This is a genomic window from Pseudomonas sp. FP1154 (assembly GCF_030687245.1).
Classification (GTDB): domain Bacteria; phylum Pseudomonadota; class Gammaproteobacteria; order Pseudomonadales; family Pseudomonadaceae; genus Aquipseudomonas; species Aquipseudomonas rhizophila.
Genome location: NZ_CP117465.1, coordinates 2,483,180 through 2,500,425, shown reverse-complemented (window position 1 = coordinate 2,500,425; position 17,246 = coordinate 2,483,180). Strand labels below are relative to the sequence as shown.

At 61.8% G+C, this 17,246-nt stretch carries 14 protein-coding genes and 1 pseudogene; 4 read left to right on the top strand and 11 right to left on the bottom strand.

The window, feature by feature from the left end; all coding sequences use genetic code 11:
* Positions 1 to 7: 7 nt before the first annotated feature.
* Positions 8 to 457 (bottom strand): type II secretion system major pseudopilin GspG, encoded by a 450-nt coding sequence (gene gspG / locus PSH91_RS11445; protein ID WP_076385242.1) that lies wholly within the window; start codon positions 455 to 457, stop codon positions 8 to 10.
* A gap of 149 nt (positions 458 to 606) precedes the next feature.
* Between gspG and gspI the strand changes: the two genes are divergently transcribed.
* Positions 607 to 981, top strand: coding sequence for a type II secretion system minor pseudopilin GspI (gspI, locus tag PSH91_RS11440; RefSeq protein ID WP_305468227.1), 375 nt, complete (start codon positions 607 to 609; stop codon positions 979 to 981).
* 59 nt (positions 982 to 1,040) lie between these two features.
* Here gspI and PSH91_RS11435 read toward each other — a convergent pair whose 3' ends face one another.
* Positions 1,041 to 1,472 (bottom strand): type II secretion system protein N, encoded by a 432-nt coding sequence (locus PSH91_RS11435; protein ID WP_076385246.1) that lies wholly within the window; start codon positions 1,470 to 1,472, stop codon positions 1,041 to 1,043.
* Positions 1,473 to 1,588: 116 nt separating this feature from the next.
* On the opposite strand from PSH91_RS11435, the gene gspH reads away from it, so the two are divergent.
* Positions 1,589 to 2,041 (top strand): type II secretion system minor pseudopilin GspH, encoded by a 453-nt coding sequence (gspH, locus tag PSH91_RS11430; RefSeq protein WP_047228930.1) that lies wholly within the window; start codon positions 1,589 to 1,591, stop codon positions 2,039 to 2,041.
* Positions 2,038 to 2,649: a type II secretion system protein GspJ gene (locus PSH91_RS11425; RefSeq protein WP_274091084.1), complete on the top strand. Its 612-nt coding sequence runs from the start codon at positions 2,038 to 2,040 to the stop codon at positions 2,647 to 2,649. Before gspH ends, PSH91_RS11425 begins: the two co-directional genes overlap by 4 nt.
* A 60-nt stretch (positions 2,650 to 2,709) precedes the next feature.
* Here the strand turns inward: PSH91_RS11425 and PSH91_RS11420 are convergent, their stop codons facing one another.
* From PSH91_RS11420 to PSH91_RS11410, 3 genes are read right to left on the bottom strand one after another with little or no spacing between them, the layout of a single operon-like run.
* On the bottom strand, positions 2,710 to 3,651 hold the full coding sequence (locus tag PSH91_RS11420; protein WP_305468527.1) for a DUF4880 domain-containing protein: 942 nt from the start codon (positions 3,649 to 3,651) through the stop codon (positions 2,710 to 2,712).
* 37 nt (positions 3,652 to 3,688) lie between these two features.
* Positions 3,689 to 4,234, bottom strand: coding sequence for a sigma-70 family RNA polymerase sigma factor (locus PSH91_RS11415; RefSeq protein ID WP_047228928.1), 546 nt, complete (start codon positions 4,232 to 4,234; stop codon positions 3,689 to 3,691).
* The gene (locus tag PSH91_RS11410; protein ID WP_173407055.1) at positions 4,231 to 4,863 is read right to left on the bottom strand and encodes a TonB C-terminal domain-containing protein; all 633 of its coding nucleotides are present in this window, start codon (positions 4,861 to 4,863) and stop codon (positions 4,231 to 4,233) included. The genes PSH91_RS11415 and PSH91_RS11410 overlap by 4 nt, the downstream gene beginning before the upstream one ends.
* Before the next feature lie 204 nt (positions 4,864 to 5,067).
* Here PSH91_RS11410 and PSH91_RS11405 point away from each other — a divergent pair, with 204 nt between their 5' ends.
* Positions 5,068 to 5,409 (top strand): hypothetical protein, encoded by a 342-nt coding sequence (locus PSH91_RS11405; protein WP_047228926.1) that lies wholly within the window; start codon positions 5,068 to 5,070, stop codon positions 5,407 to 5,409.
* A gap of 79 nt (positions 5,410 to 5,488) precedes the next feature.
* Here PSH91_RS11405 and PSH91_RS11400 read toward each other — a convergent pair whose 3' ends face one another.
* The 6 genes and pseudogenes from PSH91_RS11400 to PSH91_RS11375 all read right to left on the bottom strand — a co-directional run bounded on the left by PSH91_RS11400 (position 5,489) and on the right by PSH91_RS11375 (position 17,194).
* On the bottom strand, positions 5,489 to 6,838 hold the full coding sequence (locus PSH91_RS11400) for a TolC family outer membrane protein (protein ID WP_047228925.1): 1,350 nt from the start codon (positions 6,836 to 6,838) through the stop codon (positions 5,489 to 5,491).
* A gap of 2 nt (positions 6,839 to 6,840) precedes the next feature.
* Positions 6,841 to 8,211 (bottom strand): HlyD family type I secretion periplasmic adaptor subunit, encoded by a 1,371-nt coding sequence (locus tag PSH91_RS11395; RefSeq protein WP_305468224.1) that lies wholly within the window; start codon positions 8,209 to 8,211, stop codon positions 6,841 to 6,843.
* Positions 8,204 to 9,923: pseudogene (locus PSH91_RS11390) on the bottom strand (type I secretion system permease/ATPase). The gene PSH91_RS11395 and the pseudogene PSH91_RS11390 overlap by 8 nt, the downstream one beginning before the upstream one ends.
* Before the next feature lie 272 nt (positions 9,924 to 10,195).
* A complete protein-coding gene (locus PSH91_RS11385) occupies positions 10,196 to 10,846 on the bottom strand; it encodes a response regulator transcription factor (RefSeq protein ID WP_173407056.1) in 651 nt (216 codons plus the stop codon).
* Between the two features lie 92 nt (positions 10,847 to 10,938).
* Positions 10,939 to 11,547: a lecithin retinol acyltransferase family protein gene (locus PSH91_RS11380; protein ID WP_107321666.1), complete on the bottom strand. Its 609-nt coding sequence runs from the start codon at positions 11,545 to 11,547 to the stop codon at positions 10,939 to 10,941.
* Between the two features lie 178 nt (positions 11,548 to 11,725).
* The gene (locus tag PSH91_RS11375) at positions 11,726 to 17,194 is read right to left on the bottom strand and encodes an AAA family ATPase (RefSeq protein WP_305468222.1); all 5,469 of its coding nucleotides are present in this window, start codon (positions 17,192 to 17,194) and stop codon (positions 11,726 to 11,728) included.
* Positions 17,195 to 17,246: the final 52 nt, after the last annotated feature.

Below are 17,246 nucleotides of genomic sequence, written 5' to 3'. Positions count from 1 at the left end.
ACGGCCCTTATAACTGCCAGGAGCCGATGTCGGCATTTACACCATCGCCGTCAGGCTGGCCGTCGGCCCCCAGGGAAAAGATATCGACTTCACCATTGGCGCCCGGGTTGAGGTAGTTGTAGGGACGGCCCCATGGATCGTTGGGCAGGCGCTCCAGGTAGGAACGCCATGTGCTGTTTTTTGCATCAGCGGGCCGTTCCACCAGCACCTTGAGCCCCTGGTTCATGCTCGGGTAACTGCCGTGGTCCAGGCGATAGAGTTTCAACGCCTGCATCAAACCGCCAATGTCCTGTTTTGCCGCCGTCGCCCGAGCCTGGTCCGGCCGGTCGAGGACCTTGGGCACCACCATCGCCGCCAGAATGCCAAGAATGACCACCACAACCATGATTTCGATCAGGGTGAAACCCTGCTGCCCACGAGGGCCTTGGAGACGGGCGTTGTAACGGGCGATCTGCATCTCGACGGTCCTTCGCTGGATTCAATTCGTGGCGCAGTGTTGCAAGAAAATATGTCAGTGATATTGAAAATGCTCAGGAGCTTACGTCGTCAATCGGTCAACAATGGCGGTTAAGCTCGGGGGCTGCCTTCGCCCATAGAGCTCGCGCGATGCCACGTTACGCCCCACAAGCCGGCTTCACCCTGATCGAAGTGCTGGTCGCCCTGGCGATCATCGCCGTGGCCATGTCGGCGGCGGTGCGCGTGGCTGCGGTGATGACCCAAAGCAATGGGCTGCTGCGAGACAAGTCCATCGCACTGCTGGCGGCCCGCAGCCAACTGGCGCAACTGCACTTGGAGGGGCGTTTTGTGCAGGGTTCAAAAGTCATCGAATGCGATCAGGGACGGTTGCTACTGCGTTGCGAACAGAACCTGCGCCCGGCGGAAAATGGCCGCATGTTGCGGGTTGAACTGACCGTGTCGGATCGCAGCCACGAAGCACCGCCGTTGGCGCGGTTGGAGACGTTGGTCAGCCGGGAAAAATAGCGGCTAGACACGGTCCCTCTTGGGAGCTTGCTCCCTCGACAAGAGGGCTCGTCGTGATCTCAAGGACGGGTGAGCGAGGGTAAAGCCACCGAATCCGGCAATCGGGCCAAGGCCAGCCGCGTTTGCTGATTGCCCCGCTCGATCACCACCGCTTGCGCCTCGATCGACACCAGCCGCACCCCATGAGCCACCCGCTCTCCAGCCAGGAAACTACGAGGTGGGCCGTCGTTGAGACTGAGGATCGCCACAGCCCCGCGAGCGCCGGCCAGCACACCGCTGACCTTGATATCCACCGGCGCCGGCTGGCTGGAGAACCATTGCCGTGCAGGATTATCGGAACGCTCGGCCAATCGTTGCGGGGCAACATCCGGCGTGCGGGATTCAGCCGATGTCAGTAGCAGCGAAGACCAGGTCGCCACCCCGGCCAATGCCGCCAACAGACCGAGTGCCTGGAGGAGTTGCGCCGGGGAAACTCGGTCGATGAACACCATGGTCTGGTTCTCCTTTTTTTATCCAGTCTCCAGCGTACGCCTCGATTCTCTCCGTTTTATTTCACATCCTTATCATCTTCACCGTGCAGGATGAAGACCGACGCAAAGGAGCGCGCATGAACCTTGGCAAGCAACGCGGTTTCACCCTGATCGAATTGATGGTGGTACTGGTGATCATCGGCATCGCCAGTGCCGCGGTAGGTTTGAGCATCAAACCCGACCCGCTGAAGTTGCTGCGCCAGGACGCCGAGCGGCTGGCGCAACTGCTACAGCTCGCTCAAACCGAAGCCCGCGTCGACGGCCGGCCGATTAGCTGGCGCTGGGATGCCAAGGGGTTCGGTTTCAGCCGTCGGCAGGATCAAGGGCCAGGGCTGGATCGCTTCAAGGATGATCCACAACTGCACCCGCGGCGGTGGCAGAGCCCGTCCATGGAGGTTCATGTGGAACCTAGGCAGCGGGTCGTGTTGAGCGCCGAGTGGATCGGCGCGCCCCTGAACATTCGTTTGTCGGACGGCCAGAGCAGCATAAACGTCCAGCGCAGCGCCGCTGGCCGGGTGCAGATTCAATGAACGGCCGGGAGACGGGCTTCACCCTGCTTGAAGTCATGGTGGCGATTCTGCTGATGGCGGTGGTCAGCCTGATTGCCTGGCGCGGACTGGACAGCGTCACCCGGGCCGACAGCCATTTGCAGGCCAGCACCGAACAGACCGAAGCCTTGCTGCGAGTGTTGAATCAGCTGGAACGCGACGTAGCATTACGCGCCAGCATCGAGTTGAGCGAACCGTCAAACCCTGGAGTCGATGACCAGCCCTGGACCGCGCCACCCGCCCTCACCGTGCGCAGCACAGAAGGTCGGGGGTTTCGCCTGGATGTGATCCGGGTGGCCGCCGCTCAAGAGGGCACGCTGCAAAGGGTGCGCTGGTGGCTCGAGGGAGACACGCTTTACCGAGCCCAAGGCCAGGCCCGCAGCCGCTACCCATTGCCGGCACCCGACGCGGGCGTGGCGGTGCTCAGCGAAGTCAGCAACGCCGGACTGCGTTACTGGGACAGGGAAAAAGGTTGGCGCAAGCTCAGCGGCAATCGCCAGGAAAACCCGCTGGGCATCGAAATCAGCCTGACACGGCAGACGCCACAAGGCGTGGAAAAGTATCGACAGGTGTTGGGGCCGCTGGAGTGAGAGCAAACCCAGTGTGGCCGCGAGCCTGCTCGCGATGAGGCTCATCCGAATAGCGCTGAATCAGCTCAGCACCACCACCCCGCCCGGCAACTCGGTGCATTTGGCGCCATAGGCATCGCGGATCAACAGCGCCACGCCAGCCAGTTGATCAAGACGGAACCGCGCCTGGACCTTGCGCTGGCCCAATTCGCGATTGAGTAACAGCAACATGCCGGGGCGATAGCGGTTGATTTCGTCGATGACGCTGGCCAGGGTCGCGTCGTTGAACACCAGCACCTGCTCGCGCCAGGCAGTGGCCGCCGACACATCTGCGTTCTTTGGAGTGCCCACCCGGCCGCTGTCGTAGGTCAGTTGCATGCCCGACTCCAGGTGAAAACTCTGGCCGCCCACCTGGACCTGCACCAGACCTTCCAGGCAGGTCGCGCAGACACTCTGGTCGATGTAGCGGATATTGAATCGAGCCCGAGCGGCGCTGATCAAGCCGGCGCCGGCCTGGACGCTGACCGTTGAAGCACTGCTTCCCAGCACTTCAACTTCGCCACCGAGCAACTCCAATCCTTCCCCTCCATCGGCCAACTGACGGCGGCTGAGGCGGGTTTGGGTATTCAGCTCAAGACTGACACCCTTGGCCAGTTCCACCCGGCGCTGTTCGCCAACCTCGGTGACGTAGTCGGCAGCGAGTCCGGAAACCCCACCGGGCACCGTGGCGCGGATCAACAGAAAACCTGCCGACGCCGCGATCGCGCCGCCGAGCAACGCCCGTCGCCCGAAATGTCGCGGAGCCCGCAACGCCTCGGCAGCCGGTTGCAGCCCGTGCCACAGCGCCTTGGCTTGCTCGAACGCCTGAGCGTGTTCGGGGCTTTGCCCGCACCAATGGCGCAGGGCCCGGGCATCGGCCACGGTGGCGCGGCCCGAGGTCAGCAGGACCAACCAGTCTTGGGCCTCGCTGGCCAGTCGGGCCTGAGGCGTGGCATCAGGGGAAGCAATGCTGAAGATGTTCAAGCGCACACATACTCACGAATTGGTCTGGTCTCTACTCTCAAGACTGTTTTCCCGCGCCGGGACCGAACCGCTGAATCACTTTTCTTTCCAGGCGCAGGGCGCAATGCCCCAGCGCGGCCTTGATTTCCTTCTCTACCATGCGCGTGGAAATGCCGAAACGTTGGGATATTTCCAGGTGCGGCGCTTCCTCCAGACGCGCGGCAATGAAAATCCTGCGACGCCGCGCCGGCAGCTCATACAGGGCCTTGAGCAAGGTCTGCAACTCCTTCTGCCCCCCCACCACCCGGGCCGGATCCAGCGCTTCATCGGAAATCTGCAGCAAGTCCTCGATTTCGCTGCCGGTGAGCAGGCGAGCATCGGCCTGCCGACGGTCGGCGGCAATGTTCAGCGCCATGCGATAGAGATAGGCACTGGGCTGGGCGATGTCCGGCGTCTCGACCATGCGATCGACCCGCAAGTAGGTTTCATGCAGCACATCGTTGGCCAGTTCCTCGGAGCCCAGGCGCTTGCGCAGGCGCACCTTGAAATCCTCATAAGAGGTGAGGAACAACTTGACCAACGGGCTGCGACCAGAGTGTTTCATCGCCCCAAAACCCCTTCCCCTGCTGTGCACTCCATGCTTGTTCCTGATGAGTCGGGTAATAAAAGCAGGGTTACCGGTTGGCGCAATGAACTGGGCGCCGGGCGGTCGATCCTGAGGTTTTGCAAACTGTTGACCAAGGCCTTGTCACGCATCGGATCGCCCGTGGAACTGACCAGGCGGCTATGCTGAACCACGCCGTCCCGGCCGATCCACACTTGCAGCACCGCCCGAAAACTTCCCGGGCGGGTGAGTGGTGAACGGCACAAGTTGCGCTGGATGACCGTTTGGATCGCCGCCGCATAGTTGCTGTCGCTCAAGCCCGGGGCCGCGCCGGAAGGCAGCGGCACCTCGTGAACCCGCACCGGTTGCAACGTGAACGCATCCGCTCGGGCGTAATGCGCCGCGAGCCCGGTGCCGCGAAGCAACACATTGAGCCCTTGAGAAGCGGTGAACAGTCCCTGGACGCCCAGCGTATGGCGCTGGCTGGATAGTTGCTGATCCACCAGCACCGCCATACCCGTCGCTCGACTGAATTGCTCCAGCGCCGTGGTCAGTTCCTGCGGGGCGATGTCCAGCTCCACCAGGCCGTTCGCCTGGATCGGCGCGGCCAGCAACCACAACAACGCCATCAGCCCCCCCAAGGGTGACCTGGCCAATCCACGCCTGCGTCCGCCCCCGGCTCTGCCTTGCTGCACGACTGACGTATCCGTTGAAAACCGTCATCCTGAGGGCTGTTTATGAATGTCGTATGACAACTGATACAAATCCCTCGGACCCCACTAAACTCGTGCTCTGACAGCGAACCGCCTTCTGGGCGGGCCAGGAGGTCGACAATGAAACAGTGGATGAAAATGATGGCGGGCCTCGGACTGCTCATGGCCCAGCCTTGGGCCCATGGCGAGGAGGTACCGGCGTGTATCGAGGTGACCGTCGGTGGCTACAGGACCGCGGACTACAACTGCCTGAGCCGGCAAATGGGCAATGATCCGCAGGCCGCGGCGGCCGCGCAACGCACGCAAGAGGCCTTGAATGTGCCCGTTAACAAACGCGCGCCGAACAGCATCGGCCTGGCGACCCCAGCGGCCACCAGCGTGCGCATGGGTAATACGTTTGGCACCTCGGTCAAGCCCCAGAGACCGCCGGTCCCGGCCAGCCCCTCGCCGCTGCCCAGATAACCGCTGTCTGTGGCCAGGGCACTTGCTCCCTCGCCGCAGGAGTGCGTTGCAACGTTGAGTGCTGGAGCCCCTACGCGCCTCAAAACAGGCTTTGCACCTGCTCCAGGACTGCGCGGTTCATCTGGCCGGTGTGGGTATGCAGGCTCACATAGCTTTGCAGCATGTCCAGCTTGGTGTTGAGCAGGTCCCGACGGGCCTGGAATAACCGTTGTTGCGCATCAAGGATGTCCACCGTGGAGCGCACACCGCCCTGGAAGCCTTTTTCCGTCGAAGCCAGTGCCCGCTGGTTAGACTCCACTGCGCGCTGCATCGCCTTGCTTTTGGCGAAGCCGGCCACCACGCCCAGGTAATCGGTTTCGATCGTCTCGGCCAACTGCTGGCGTTGCACGTCATAGTCCGACTGCGCACCGGCCAGTTGCGCCTGGGCCTTGGCCACCGACGCTCGCACCGCCCCACCGCGATACAACGGAATATCCAACTGCAGCCCCACGTAATAGGTGTCCTGGCGCGGGTCAAGTTCCTGGTACTGGCGGGTCTCCCGGCGAGTCAACTGAGTGGTCAGTGCCAAGGTCGGATAATGCCCGGCGCGCTGGCTGTCGGCCTGGGCCTCGGCCACTTTCACCGCCGCCAGCCGGGCCGCCAGCTCGGGGCTGGCCTCGCGGGCAATCGCCGTCCAGTACGGCAGATCCTGCTCGGGTGGGATCGGGCTGCCGGCGGCAAGCTCCTCGCGCATCGGCGCAATGTCATCGATGGGCACATTGGCACGACCGGACAACGCCCGCAGCGCGGCCACGCGACGAGCCTCGGCTTCGGCCTCCTGGGCCTCGACCAGATCAAGCCGCGCCTGGGCTTCATCGATATCGGTGATCGCGCCCTGGCCACCCTCGAAGAGTTTTTTGCTCTGGATGACCAACCCGTGGATGGCGGCTTTTTGCTGGGCGATTAACTTGATCTCGTTTTCCGCCCGGGCGACGTCGAAGTAGCCCTTGGCAACCCGGTCGAACAGCGTCTGGCCGGCGACGTCGAAAAGCTGGCTGCCCAGTTGCCCTCGTGCCTTGCCTTCCTGATACGCCGCCCAGCGCGCCTTGTCGTAGAGCGCTTGCTGCGCCGCCAGGGTGACGTTGTTGGCCTGGTAATCGTTGCTGTTGACGTAGCCGCTGTCGTCACCGCCATCAGTCCGCCCACCGCGGCCATAACGCGAAGTCAGCGACACTTGCGGATAGAGGCCGCCACGGCCAATCGCTTCTTCCTGCCGCGAGGCATCATAAGCATGGGTGGCTGACTGCAAAGTCGGGTCGTTGAGGCGGGAGGCATCGTACGCCGCGGTCAGGCTCAGGCCACCGTCGGCGGCCCAGGCGACATTGAGCATCGCCCAACTGGAGCACAGCCTCAGCAGCACGCGAGCGCTGTAACGGCATCGGTCGATCATGCTCATTCCTCTTTGAAGGCTGCCAGCAAGCGTTCGCGCAACGGTTTCATCAGGTAATTCATGAAGGTGCGCTCCCCCGTGACCACCGTCACATCGGCCAGCATGCCCGGACGCACCCACAACCCGGCGGCCTGCAACGAGGCGACCGTGTCGGCGGGAATCTCGACCTTGGCGGAGAAGTACGGCAAGTGCGTCTGCTCATCGATCAACTGGTCGGCCGACACCGTACTTACGGTGCCGGTTACCGTCGGCGTATCCACCCGTTGCAGCGCGGTGAAATGCACATGCACCGGCAACCCCGGGCGCAACTTGTTGGCCATCAACGGCTCGAAACGCGCGGTAATCGCCATTGGCGCATCCAGCGGTACCACCTGCATCAGGGTTTGTCCGGCCTGGGCCACGCCGCCAACGGTATGCAGGCTCACGTCCATGACCTGCCCGGCCACTGGCGCACGGATAGCGCCGTTGTCGACTTCAAATTGCAAGGCACGCATCTGATCGGCATAACCGGCCGCCTCGGCGGAGACCTCGCTGAGCTGGGTTTCAGCATCGCGACGAAACTCCTGCTGCACTTGCAACGCCTTGAGCCTGCTTTCGTTGATGGCCTGGCGGGTCCGCCCGACATCGCCCACGCCGGAGGCAATCTGGCCGGCCAGTTGGGCGGCGTTGCGCTCGGCCTCGAAGAGTTTGTTGCGCGGAACATAACCCTCACGGGCCAGCTCGCGCAGGCCTTCGAGCTCCTGTTGCTGAAAGCGCATCTGCGCGTCGTAGTTACGCTTGACGCCTTCATAGCCCTGCAATTGCTGCTGCAGCGCCGCGACCTCATGTTCGATGATCTGCAAACGGCTGCCCAGCTCCGCGCGGCGGGTCAGAAACAACTGGTTTTGCAAGGCCATGGCGGCCTTGACCCGCGGCTCGTCGGCGCGCGCCAGCAATTCAGCCGGCCATTGGATCTCGGCGCTGCCCAGACGCTCGGCAATCAACCGCGCTTCAATGCTGCGATCGTTGAGCAACTTGCCCAGGGTCACGTCCAGTTGCGACTGCGCTTGCACGGTATTGAGCTGCACCAGCAACTGCCCCTGGCTGACTCGATCACCATCGCTGACCAGCAGCTGGTCCACTACCCCGCCGACCAACGACTGCACCGCCTTGCGCTCGCCCGCCACCACCACGGTGCCACTGCCCACGACACCCTGGTCGAGGGGTGCCAGGAAGGCCCAGAGCAAAAAGCCGCCCAGCGTCAGGACCAGGAAGCCCACACCATACCGCGCAGCACCGCTGGCATCGGTACTGGCGCTGGGCAGGTTATTGGCGTCGAGCACGCTCAGCTGCTGCTCGCTGTGCGCCGATGCAGCCGGGGTCAGATCACGCATCTTCGCCAGCCTCCCTCACCGCAGCGGGCCTGGGCCCCGGCATCAATGCCTTGAGCACCCGGTCCCGTGGGCCGAAGGCTTGTTGGGCGCCGTCCTTGAGTACCAGGATGTGATCGACCACCGCCAGCACATTGGGTCGATGGGTGATCAGCACCACGGTACTGCCGGCGGCCTTGAGCGCATTGATCGCTTGTACCAGCGCCAGCTCACCTGCTTCATCGAGGTTGGAGTTGGGCTCGTCGAGCACAATCAGCGACGGGCGCCCGTAAAGTGCCCGGGCCAGGCCCAGGCGTTGCTTCTGCCCGCCAGACAAACCCAGCCCACCGGGGCCCAGTGGCGTGTCATAACCTTTGGGGAATCTGAGGATCATCTCGTGAATGCCGGCGTGACGAGCGGCGGCAATGATTTTGTCGGCATCCTGCTCGCCGAAGCGGGCGATGTTGTCGAACGCTGCCATCGAACAGCTCGATGTCCTGGGGCAAGTAACCCAGGTACGGGCCCAGGGCATCATGGGACCACTGGCTGATCTCGGCGTCATCCAGGCGCACCGAACCGCCGATGGCCGGCCATACCCCGACCAGCGCCCTGGCCAGCGTCGACTTGCCACTGGCGCTGGGACCGACTACGGCAAGCACTTCGCCCTTGGCCAGGCTGAAATTGATCCCGCGCACAATCGGTTGCGAGGCGCCGGGCGGGCCGACATACAGTTGCTCCAGGCGCACCGCGCCGGTGGGCGGCGGCAAGGGCATGCGCAGGCGCTCGCGGGGGTGCTGGGTAAGTAGCTGGCTCAGACGCTGATAGCTCTGACGCCCGGCGTTGAACTGTTTCCAGGAGCCGATGGCAATTTCCACCGGTGCCAGGGCGCGGCCCAGCAGCAGCGACATGGCGATCATCATGCCTGCCGACATCTGCCCCTCGAGCACCAGCAACGCCCCCAGGCCCAGGGCCAGCGACTGTCCCGATATGCGCACGAAACGGGTTGCAGAAGTGATACGGGCACCACGATCACTGGCGTGGGCCTGCGCGGCAATGATGCGTTGTTGCAGCAGGCTCCAGCGCTGGCGCAACGGCCCGAGCATGCCCAGCGCCTGAATGACCTCGGCATTGTGGAGCGTGCTGTTGACATAGACAGACGACTGCACCCCCAGGCGATTGGCTTCCCCCAACCGGGCGCGAGTCGCCAGCTCACCCCACAACGCCAGGCCGATCAGCACCAGGGCGAGCACCAGGGTCAACACCCCGAACCAAGGGTGAAAAATAAACGCCACCAGCAGGAAGATCGGCAACCACGGCGCGTCCAGCAAAGCGATCAGACCCTGGCCGGTGATCAACTGGCGCAACGTCGCCAAATCAGTGAGCACCTGGGCCGGGTTGGCGTTGTGCTCGCGCAGGCTGCGGGCGAAGGCGGCGTCGAAAATTCGCTCACCCAAGGCGTCGTCCAGCCCCGCACTCATGCGAATCATCACCTCGCCGCGAACCCACTCGATCAGGGCACTGAACAGAAACAGCGCCAGGGCGATCAAGGTCAGCATGAACAGGGTGGTTTCGTTGCGGCTGGTCAGGACCCGGTCGTACACCTGCATCATGTACAGCGATGGCACCAGCACCAACAGATTGATCACGCCGCTGAACAGCGCCAGCGACCAGAACACCCGGCGGTAACTTAATAAGGCAGCATCAATGTCATGACGCGGATCGAGTAGAAAGCGCATAGAGAATCAACCCGCAAAGGAATAGTCGGTCCCGGCGCAATCCATCGCGAGTTATTTGCCCGAAGGCGTCAAAAAAAGTGCGTCATGTCGCTGACGTGCAGCTATCTGGGTCGATCCTCGCCGCTACAGACGCCAAGTACTGACAACGTAACCACGGGTTAGTGCCAGCGTGGGGCCGGTGTTTTCACCTCAATACGGACAGGATGGGGCATTCAAGACAGACGGCGTGCGATCTTGAACCGGCACCGAAGGGGGGGATGCGCTGGCGCAGGTCAACGACCTTGCGCGGTACCCAAAGACTCGGCCATCCGAACGAGGTCGGCGAAAGACTTGGCTTGCATTTTTTTCATGGCATGGGCGCGGTGGATTTTCACGGTGATTTCGCTGAGGTTCATCTGCCCGGCAATCTGCTTGTTCATCAGGCCCTTGGCGGCCAGGGCCATCACCTCTTTTTCGCGGGTGGTCAACGTTGCATAGCGACTGTGCAGGTCCGCAAACTGCTGTTCGATCTCGCGCCGCCGAACGTCGGCCTCAAGCGCGGCAGTTACAGCGTCCAGCAGATCCTGTTCGCGAAAGGGTTTTGCCAGGAAATCCACGGCGCCGGCCTTCATGGCCTTGACCGACATTTCGATGTCACCGTGACCGGTAATGAAAATGATGGGGATACTGGCGTTGGAGGCGGCCAACTGGCTCTGGAAATCCAGGCCACTGCTGCCTTGGAGCCGGACATCCAGCACCAGGCAACTGGGGCCCGCTGTCCTGGGTTGGCGCAGAAACTCCGTCGTGGAGGCGAACGTCTCGACACGGATGCCGACGGAGCGCAAAAGATTACTTAACGCCTCACGCATGGAGGCATCGTCATCCACCACAAACACAACAGAACCCTGGCTGCCCGGCTCATCTGACGAGGGATTGCCATTCATGCACGATCCTCTTGGGAGGGGACGAAAAAAGTGTAGCACAGCGTTTTTGCTTGCAGAGTTCGCCCCGGCGGGTGCGCTCGGAGAGCAATAAACTATGCAATAAAGTGTGGTTCCAATGCATCAATCAACGCCAATACATCTCGGGGTCGACGCAAGTAAGCACTGACTTGGGCGCTGTAACTTTCTCCACTGATGCACCAACTGCAAAAGTGTTCGCAGTTATTGGAGAACACCCGATAGCGGTTTTCACCGAGTCTTGAACGCGCCCGATCAACGATCTCACGGCTGGAATAGTTGCATTGCTCTTGAAACCGCCAGACCGGCTTGCCCAGAGCGAAGTGTTCCAGATCAGTCACTTCGATAGGACCCGATCTAAACGAGCTGCTGAAACCCGAGTAATGAGCCACCTCTCCGCCGCCCAGATAAATTCCATGGTGGATATAGAATCGGCGCGGACTGATCAAATGCGCACCGACGGGTATGCTGTCTGCGGACCTCTCGATATCGACCAGCTTCAACGGGACATCCACCATGCGCCCAGGCAGATTGCTGCCGTAACGGGCTGCGGAACACAGATGACGTTCCGGCAGCGGCACACTCAAGCGGTAGAAAACGCTCGTCGTTAACAGTGCCATGCCAATCAGTACTAACGAGCGTAGCGAGGACAACTTATCAACGGTGTTGAGCGTTAAATGATTCATGTTGAATACTCCGCAACCCTTGACCGGTACTCTATCGCGGGGCTGGCGGCGCTTCATTTGTACATGCGATTGGTTTAAGTGACCTCTTTATATACGGTCTTTAAACCTAAGTATGAATAACCTGTTAGGCAGGCCGTTGTCAGCCCAATGTTGGCGCTGACAAAGCTGGGTATGGCCTTCATTGCTGAGCGATGGGCAGCGTGAATTGCACAGTGGCGCCCCGAGGCTGGTTTGCGTGCGCCCGCAGGCAACCGCCGTGGGCCTCGATGATCGAACGACAGATTGACAATCCCAACCCCAGACCGGTGGGCTTGGTGGTATAGAACGAAGTGAAAACCAGATCGGTACTCTGCGAGGCGAAACCTGGCCCTGAATCGCTCACACTCACGACCACGTTTCCACCATCGCCCGGCGCCGCGCGGATCAGCAACTGCCGTTCACCTTCGCCGACAGCACTCATCGCCTCCAACGCATTCATGATCAGGTTGAGCAACACCTGCTGCAGCTCGACACGGTCGCCTTCGATGAAAGGCATACCGTCCATCAATTGCGTCTGTATTGAAGCACCGCTCTTGATGATCTGACTGCGGGTAAATTCGATCATCTCGCTGATCGCAGCGTTAATATCCACCAACCCCTTCTGCGGCGGCGCCTTGCGGATATGCCCGCGAATGCGGCCAAGCACATCCGCCGCTCGATTGGCATCGACGATCAGGCGACCAAGGACCTGCCGGACCTCCTCGATCTCCGGTGGTTGGGCGTTCAACCAGCGCAGCGCGGCATCAGCGTTGAGAATGGCCGCAGCGATCGGCTGATTGACTTCGTGGGCGATCGAGGCAACCAACTGCCCCATAGTCGCGACGCGGTTCGCGTGGGCCAGTTCGGTTTGCACCTCGCGATAGCGACGCTCGCTCTCACGGATTTTTTCCTCCGCCAGCTTGCGCTCGGTCAGGTCCAGCACGAAGGCGACCCCTTCCCTGCTGCTGGCTTCGAACGTCACCAGCCCGACGATGACCGGCACGCGGCTGCCATCCTTCCTGAAATATTCCTTCTCATAGGGACTGGCTTGCCCGGTCAGCAGCGCCTGGGCCAACGAGCGCTCGCTGAGTTCGAGAAACTCCGGTACGGTCAGGTCTCTCCAGCGCAGACGGCCCGAGGTGAGGTCCTCTCGCGCATAGCCCACCATGCGCAGGAACGCATCATTGGCCTCAATGATGTCGCCCTCGGCATTCCAGAACAGAATCCCGATGATGTTGGCGTCCACTAGGCGCCGGATCTTCGCTTCGCGTTCGGCGACCTCGCGGTAAAGCCGGGCATTTTCCAACGAGATTGCCGCCCGGGAAGCCACCAGTTTCAACACGGCGATCCGGGTCGGGCTGAACACGCGGGCGGCAAGGTTGTTTTCCAGGTAGAGCGCGCCGACGAGCTTAGCCTGATTCATCAAGGGCAGACAGAGAATAGAACGAGCTTGTTGCTGACGGATGTAAGGATCTTCGGCAAACGTCCCGGCAACCAGCGCATCATCAAGAAAAACGGTCTCTTGGGTGCGCAGGACGTGATAAAGGATCGACTCTGGCAACAGCGTCGCGCTCACCGCAACGTCGTGCAATTGTGTGGTGTCGCCGCCGGTGGTGACCTGCGCCGCTACCCGGTACTCACCGCCGTCCGGGAGAATCAACAGCCCACGCTCGGCACCAGCCTGTTCAATCGCCGTGAACATGATCCTGTCGATCAGCTTCTCCAGGACGATTTCTCCCGACACGGCTTGGGAGACCTTGAGAACCGTGGCCAGATCAAGGTGGTCGACGAGAGTCGTCATCGTCGTCGGCCCAAGCGCAGGTTCTTCAGTGCTCAACGACGGGTACTTGCTCTCCAGATGTCGCACCTTGCCCTCGGCCCCCCAGCGCAGGTAACCGTAACGGGCGTCCTGCAGATAGACGCGAGCGACCTTGGCAAAGCCGCGCGCCGCGTAGAAGCGCGACGCCAGTTCATTGGCCAGCGCCTCGATATGCACGAAACCGCTCTGCTGCGCGGCGTCGATGGCTTGCTCGTAGAGTAGCTCGGCGTCGATCACGCGCCCTTCGACCCGGGCAATTTCGGCGCCGACCAGCGCGGCGCGACTCGCGAAGTTCTCCGGGCACTGCTGCGCCCAGGTCTGGAGCTGGCGGTGATCGGCGGCCATCGCGACCAGATACTGCCTCTGCTCATCCATTGGGGCGCTGTCACAGCAGGCGGCCCGCGCCAGGGCGCCATAGAAATGATATTCGGCTTCCTCAAAGAACGCCTGGCAAACCCAGAGCAAACGCTGCGCTTTGGTGGCCGCCTCAAGGGCCGATACAGGATCGTCGGCCAGATAGCGGGCCTGCAGTTTTCGGACCCAGTACAGACACTCAGCCAATACCAGATCCGGGTTGCTGGACAAGTGGGCTTCGGTGTCGATTTCGTTTGACGGGCCGCCATCCAGGCGGCCGAAGCCGCGGGTCAACCCTCGCAGCATCCGGATCAACGCCAATTGCGTGAGGATGAAATCGGTCACCAGCCCGAAGCGCACCTTCCTGGCATAGGCCAGGCCGCGTTCGGCCTCGTCCTGTACACCGGCCAGCGGCTCACCGGCGAAGAGCAGATCAGCGGTGAGGTTGTTGCCCGCGTAGGCGCCATAGGGCAGATCACCGATCCGGTTCGCCGCCACAAACGAGCGGCGCAACAGGTCTCGGCACTGCTCCACAGGCTTCATCCAGCGCACGGCAAAGCAGGAAAAGCACAAGTACGTGCTGGCCTCGAATCGCGTCAGACCGCGCTTTTCGACGAGTTCGCAGCCCAGCTGACCAAACCGCAAACCCACTTGGTAATCCCCGAAACGTCTACCAGCGACCCTGAACAAATTGGCATAGAGCACACAGGACGCATCGCAGTTGCCATGCTCAAGACTCAGGTTGACCGCCTTGCAGATCAACAGGTCCGCCAGGTTCGCTTCGCTCTGCAAGGCTGGCGCGAAGAGCTTGCCCAGCGCGTCGAGGGTCGCCAGGGCGGTCGCGTCTTCCATCAGAGGCAAATCGATAAGCTCCTCAATGGTCCGTTCTCCCAGCAAAGTCCCGATTCGATCATACTCGTGGCGCACGTCATCGTCGCTCGGATGGGCCGACCATACGATCCCCACATGTCGCAGGTAGTCGAGACAGACAGCGACCGCACCGTCACTGCGATCCAGAAGCAGGTAGACGTCCATTAGCAGACAAGCGACGCTGGCGCGTTCGATCACCGTCACAGCACGCTTGGCCAGCGCACTCAGGCGCTCGTCCGCGACACTCAGTTGCCCGGAGAGAAACTCGCACTCGGCCCTGTTGAGTTCCAGGGCGAAGATCAACTCATGGTGAGCCCCCCAGGCATCGTCGCCCAGCATCTGCGCCCCGGCGGTGAGGTAGTTGAGCGCTGAAGCAAAGGCTGTCGACGCCTTGGCCCGTTGACCGGCCATCAGGTTGAACGCCGCCAGTTGCTCTCGCTCGTCCTGGTCAGTGAGCAACGCAGCGCCGCGATTAAGCTGGCCGACGATCTCGAAAATCGCTTCCTCGCGCTCCTGAGCGGACGTTTGCGCCACCAGCAGCCGACCGATACGCAAGTGAGCAGCGGCGCGCAAGTCGGCGGGGATCAGTGTGTAAGCGGCCTCGTGAATACGATCGTGAACAAACCCATAACCACCGTCGCGCCGCTCGACCAGTTCCTGGCGAGTCGCCTCCCAAAAAAGCGCGCGGACCTGAGCCTTGGGCACGCCCAGAGCGGTGGACAGCGCCTTGAACCCGGCGACGCTGCCCAGGCAGGCAAGCTGCTGCAACGCATCTTGCGTTTCGCTCGGCAAGCGAACCAGTTTGCCAACCATCAAGTCCACAATGTTGTCCGTGTAGCCCTTGGCATGAATACGATCGGGGTCCCACCACCACTGCCGAGTTTCATGATCGAAAGTCAGCAGTTGCTCATCGGCCAATGCTTGCAGAAACTGGATCACAAAGAACGGGTTGCCGGCGGTTTTATCCAGAACCAACTGCGCCAAGGGCTCGATGCGTTCAGGTTCGTCATGAAGCGCATCGCCGATCAGTTGCTCGACATGCACTTTGCCCAGCGGCGCCAGCGAGATCTCACCGATCTTGCCACCTGCGCGGCGAATGGCCTCGAGTTTGGCAGTCAACGGATGCGAGGCGTCCACCTCGTTGCTGCGGTATGCCCCTACCAGCATCAAATGCCGCACGTCCGAACTGGTCAACAGATCCGCCAGCAGGTCGAGCGTGGCAGCGTCGAGCCATTGCAGATCGTCGAGAAACAGCGCCAGCGGATGCTCCTGGCGGGCAAATACACCAATAAAATGCCGGAACACCAGAAGAAAACGGCGTTGCTCCTGTTGAGGATCAAGCGGCGGCACCGGCGGTGGCTCACCGATGATCAGCTTGAGCTCGGGAATGAGATCGGTCATCAGCCGCGCATTGGCACCCAGCGCTTGCAGCAAAGCGTCACGCCAGCTCGCCAGTTCCGTGTCGTTCTTGCCCAACAGCGTGCGCACCAGGCTCTGAAAAGCCTGCACCAGCGTTGAATAGGGAACGTCACGCCGATACTGATCGAACTTGCCACTGGCAAAAAGCCCTCGTGGCGGCACCAGCACCTTGTGCAGCTCATTGACCACCGAGGACTTGCCAATACCGGAGTAACCCGTGACCAGCACCAGCTCCGGTGCACTGCTTTCAACGACCCGGGAGAACGCCGCAACCAGGGTAGCGACCTCACGCTCACGCCCGTAGAGCTTTTCCGGAATCAGCAGCCGCTCGGATGCCCCCTGCTCGCCCAGGACGAAGACATTGATCTGGCACAACTGCTGCCAGTCTGCCAGGCACCGTCGCAGATCATGCTCGACACTGGCGGCCGTCTGGTAACGTTCCTCGGCGGTCTTGGCGAGCAGCTTCATGACGATCCGAGAAAGCATTTGGGGAACAGAGGCGACCCGTTCGCGGGGTGACAAGGGCTTTTTGGCGATATGGCAGTGTACCCACTCCATCGGATCGGCTGCCGTGAACGGCAACGAGGCGGTCAACATCTGGTACAGCGTGACGCCGAAAGAATAGAGATCACAGCGCGAATCGATCGAGCGATTCATCCTGCCGGTCTGCTCCGGTGCCATATAGGCGAGCGTACCGGCCAGGGTCTCGGGCGCCTGCCGCTCCCGCGGCAGCCGCGAGGCAAGACCAAAGCCGGTAAGCCGGGCTTGCCCGTCGGTGCAGTTCACCAGGATATGGCTGGGCTTGATGTCCTTATGGACGAGGCCGCACTGGTGGAGCTTGCCCAGCGCCGAGGCGATGCTCACGGCGAGGGGTAAAAAGATTGCCGTGTCCATGGGGACGTTGAGCAACTGCACAAGCGGTTCGCCCCCTGGATCCTCGAGCACCAACTGCATTCGGGTGCCGTCGCGCACCATTTCCAGAGGCCGCACCGACCAGCTACTGTTCAGTTCATCCTTGAGACTAAACTCATGAGCCAGACGGTCAATACAGCCGGGAGGCGGTTGTTCGGCGGCAGGCCGCGCTATCAGGACGTTGCGATCGCCCTCTACGCCCAGTCGTGATTCGCGACAGAAAATTCGCTCGCCATCGTCCCATAATACTTGCATGTGGTTATCCATCGGCACGGATCAATCAGTTGTGTTATAGGCCGCACGCTGC

What these genes read in the sequence shown, in the direction of transcription:
- gspG (WP_076385242.1), bottom strand. Translation starts at nt 457, where the DNA reads ATGCAGATCGCCCGTTACAACGCCCGTCTCCAAGGCCCTCGTGGGCAG.
- gspI (WP_305468227.1), top strand. Translation starts at nt 607, where the DNA reads ATGCCACGTTACGCCCCACAAGCCGGCTTCACCCTGATCGAAGTGCTG.
- PSH91_RS11435 (WP_076385246.1), bottom strand. Translation starts at nt 1,472, where the DNA reads ATGGTGTTCATCGACCGAGTTTCCCCGGCGCAACTCCTCCAGGCACTC.
- gspH (WP_047228930.1), top strand. Translation starts at nt 1,589, where the DNA reads ATGAACCTTGGCAAGCAACGCGGTTTCACCCTGATCGAATTGATGGTG.
- PSH91_RS11425 (WP_274091084.1), top strand. Translation starts at nt 2,038, where the DNA reads ATGAACGGCCGGGAGACGGGCTTCACCCTGCTTGAAGTCATGGTGGCG.
- PSH91_RS11415 (WP_047228928.1), bottom strand. Translation starts at nt 4,234, where the DNA reads ATGAAACACTCTGGTCGCAGCCCGTTGGTCAAGTTGTTCCTCACCTCT.
- PSH91_RS11410 (WP_173407055.1), bottom strand. Translation starts at nt 4,863, where the DNA reads ATGGCGTTGTTGTGGTTGCTGGCCGCGCCGATCCAGGCGAACGGCCTG.
- PSH91_RS11405 (WP_047228926.1), top strand. Translation starts at nt 5,068, where the DNA reads ATGAAACAGTGGATGAAAATGATGGCGGGCCTCGGACTGCTCATGGCC.
- PSH91_RS11400 (WP_047228925.1), bottom strand. Translation starts at nt 6,838, where the DNA reads ATGATCGACCGATGCCGTTACAGCGCTCGCGTGCTGCTGAGGCTGTGC.
- PSH91_RS11395 (WP_305468224.1), bottom strand. Translation starts at nt 8,211, where the DNA reads ATGCGTGATCTGACCCCGGCTGCATCGGCGCACAGCGAGCAGCAGCTG.
- PSH91_RS11385 (WP_173407056.1), bottom strand. Translation starts at nt 10,846, where the DNA reads ATGAATGGCAATCCCTCGTCAGATGAGCCGGGCAGCCAGGGTTCTGTT.
- PSH91_RS11380 (WP_107321666.1), bottom strand. Translation starts at nt 11,547, where the DNA reads ATGAATCATTTAACGCTCAACACCGTTGATAAGTTGTCCTCGCTACGC.
- PSH91_RS11375 (WP_305468222.1), bottom strand. Translation starts at nt 17,194, where the DNA reads ATGCAAGTATTATGGGACGATGGCGAGCGAATTTTCTGTCGCGAATCA.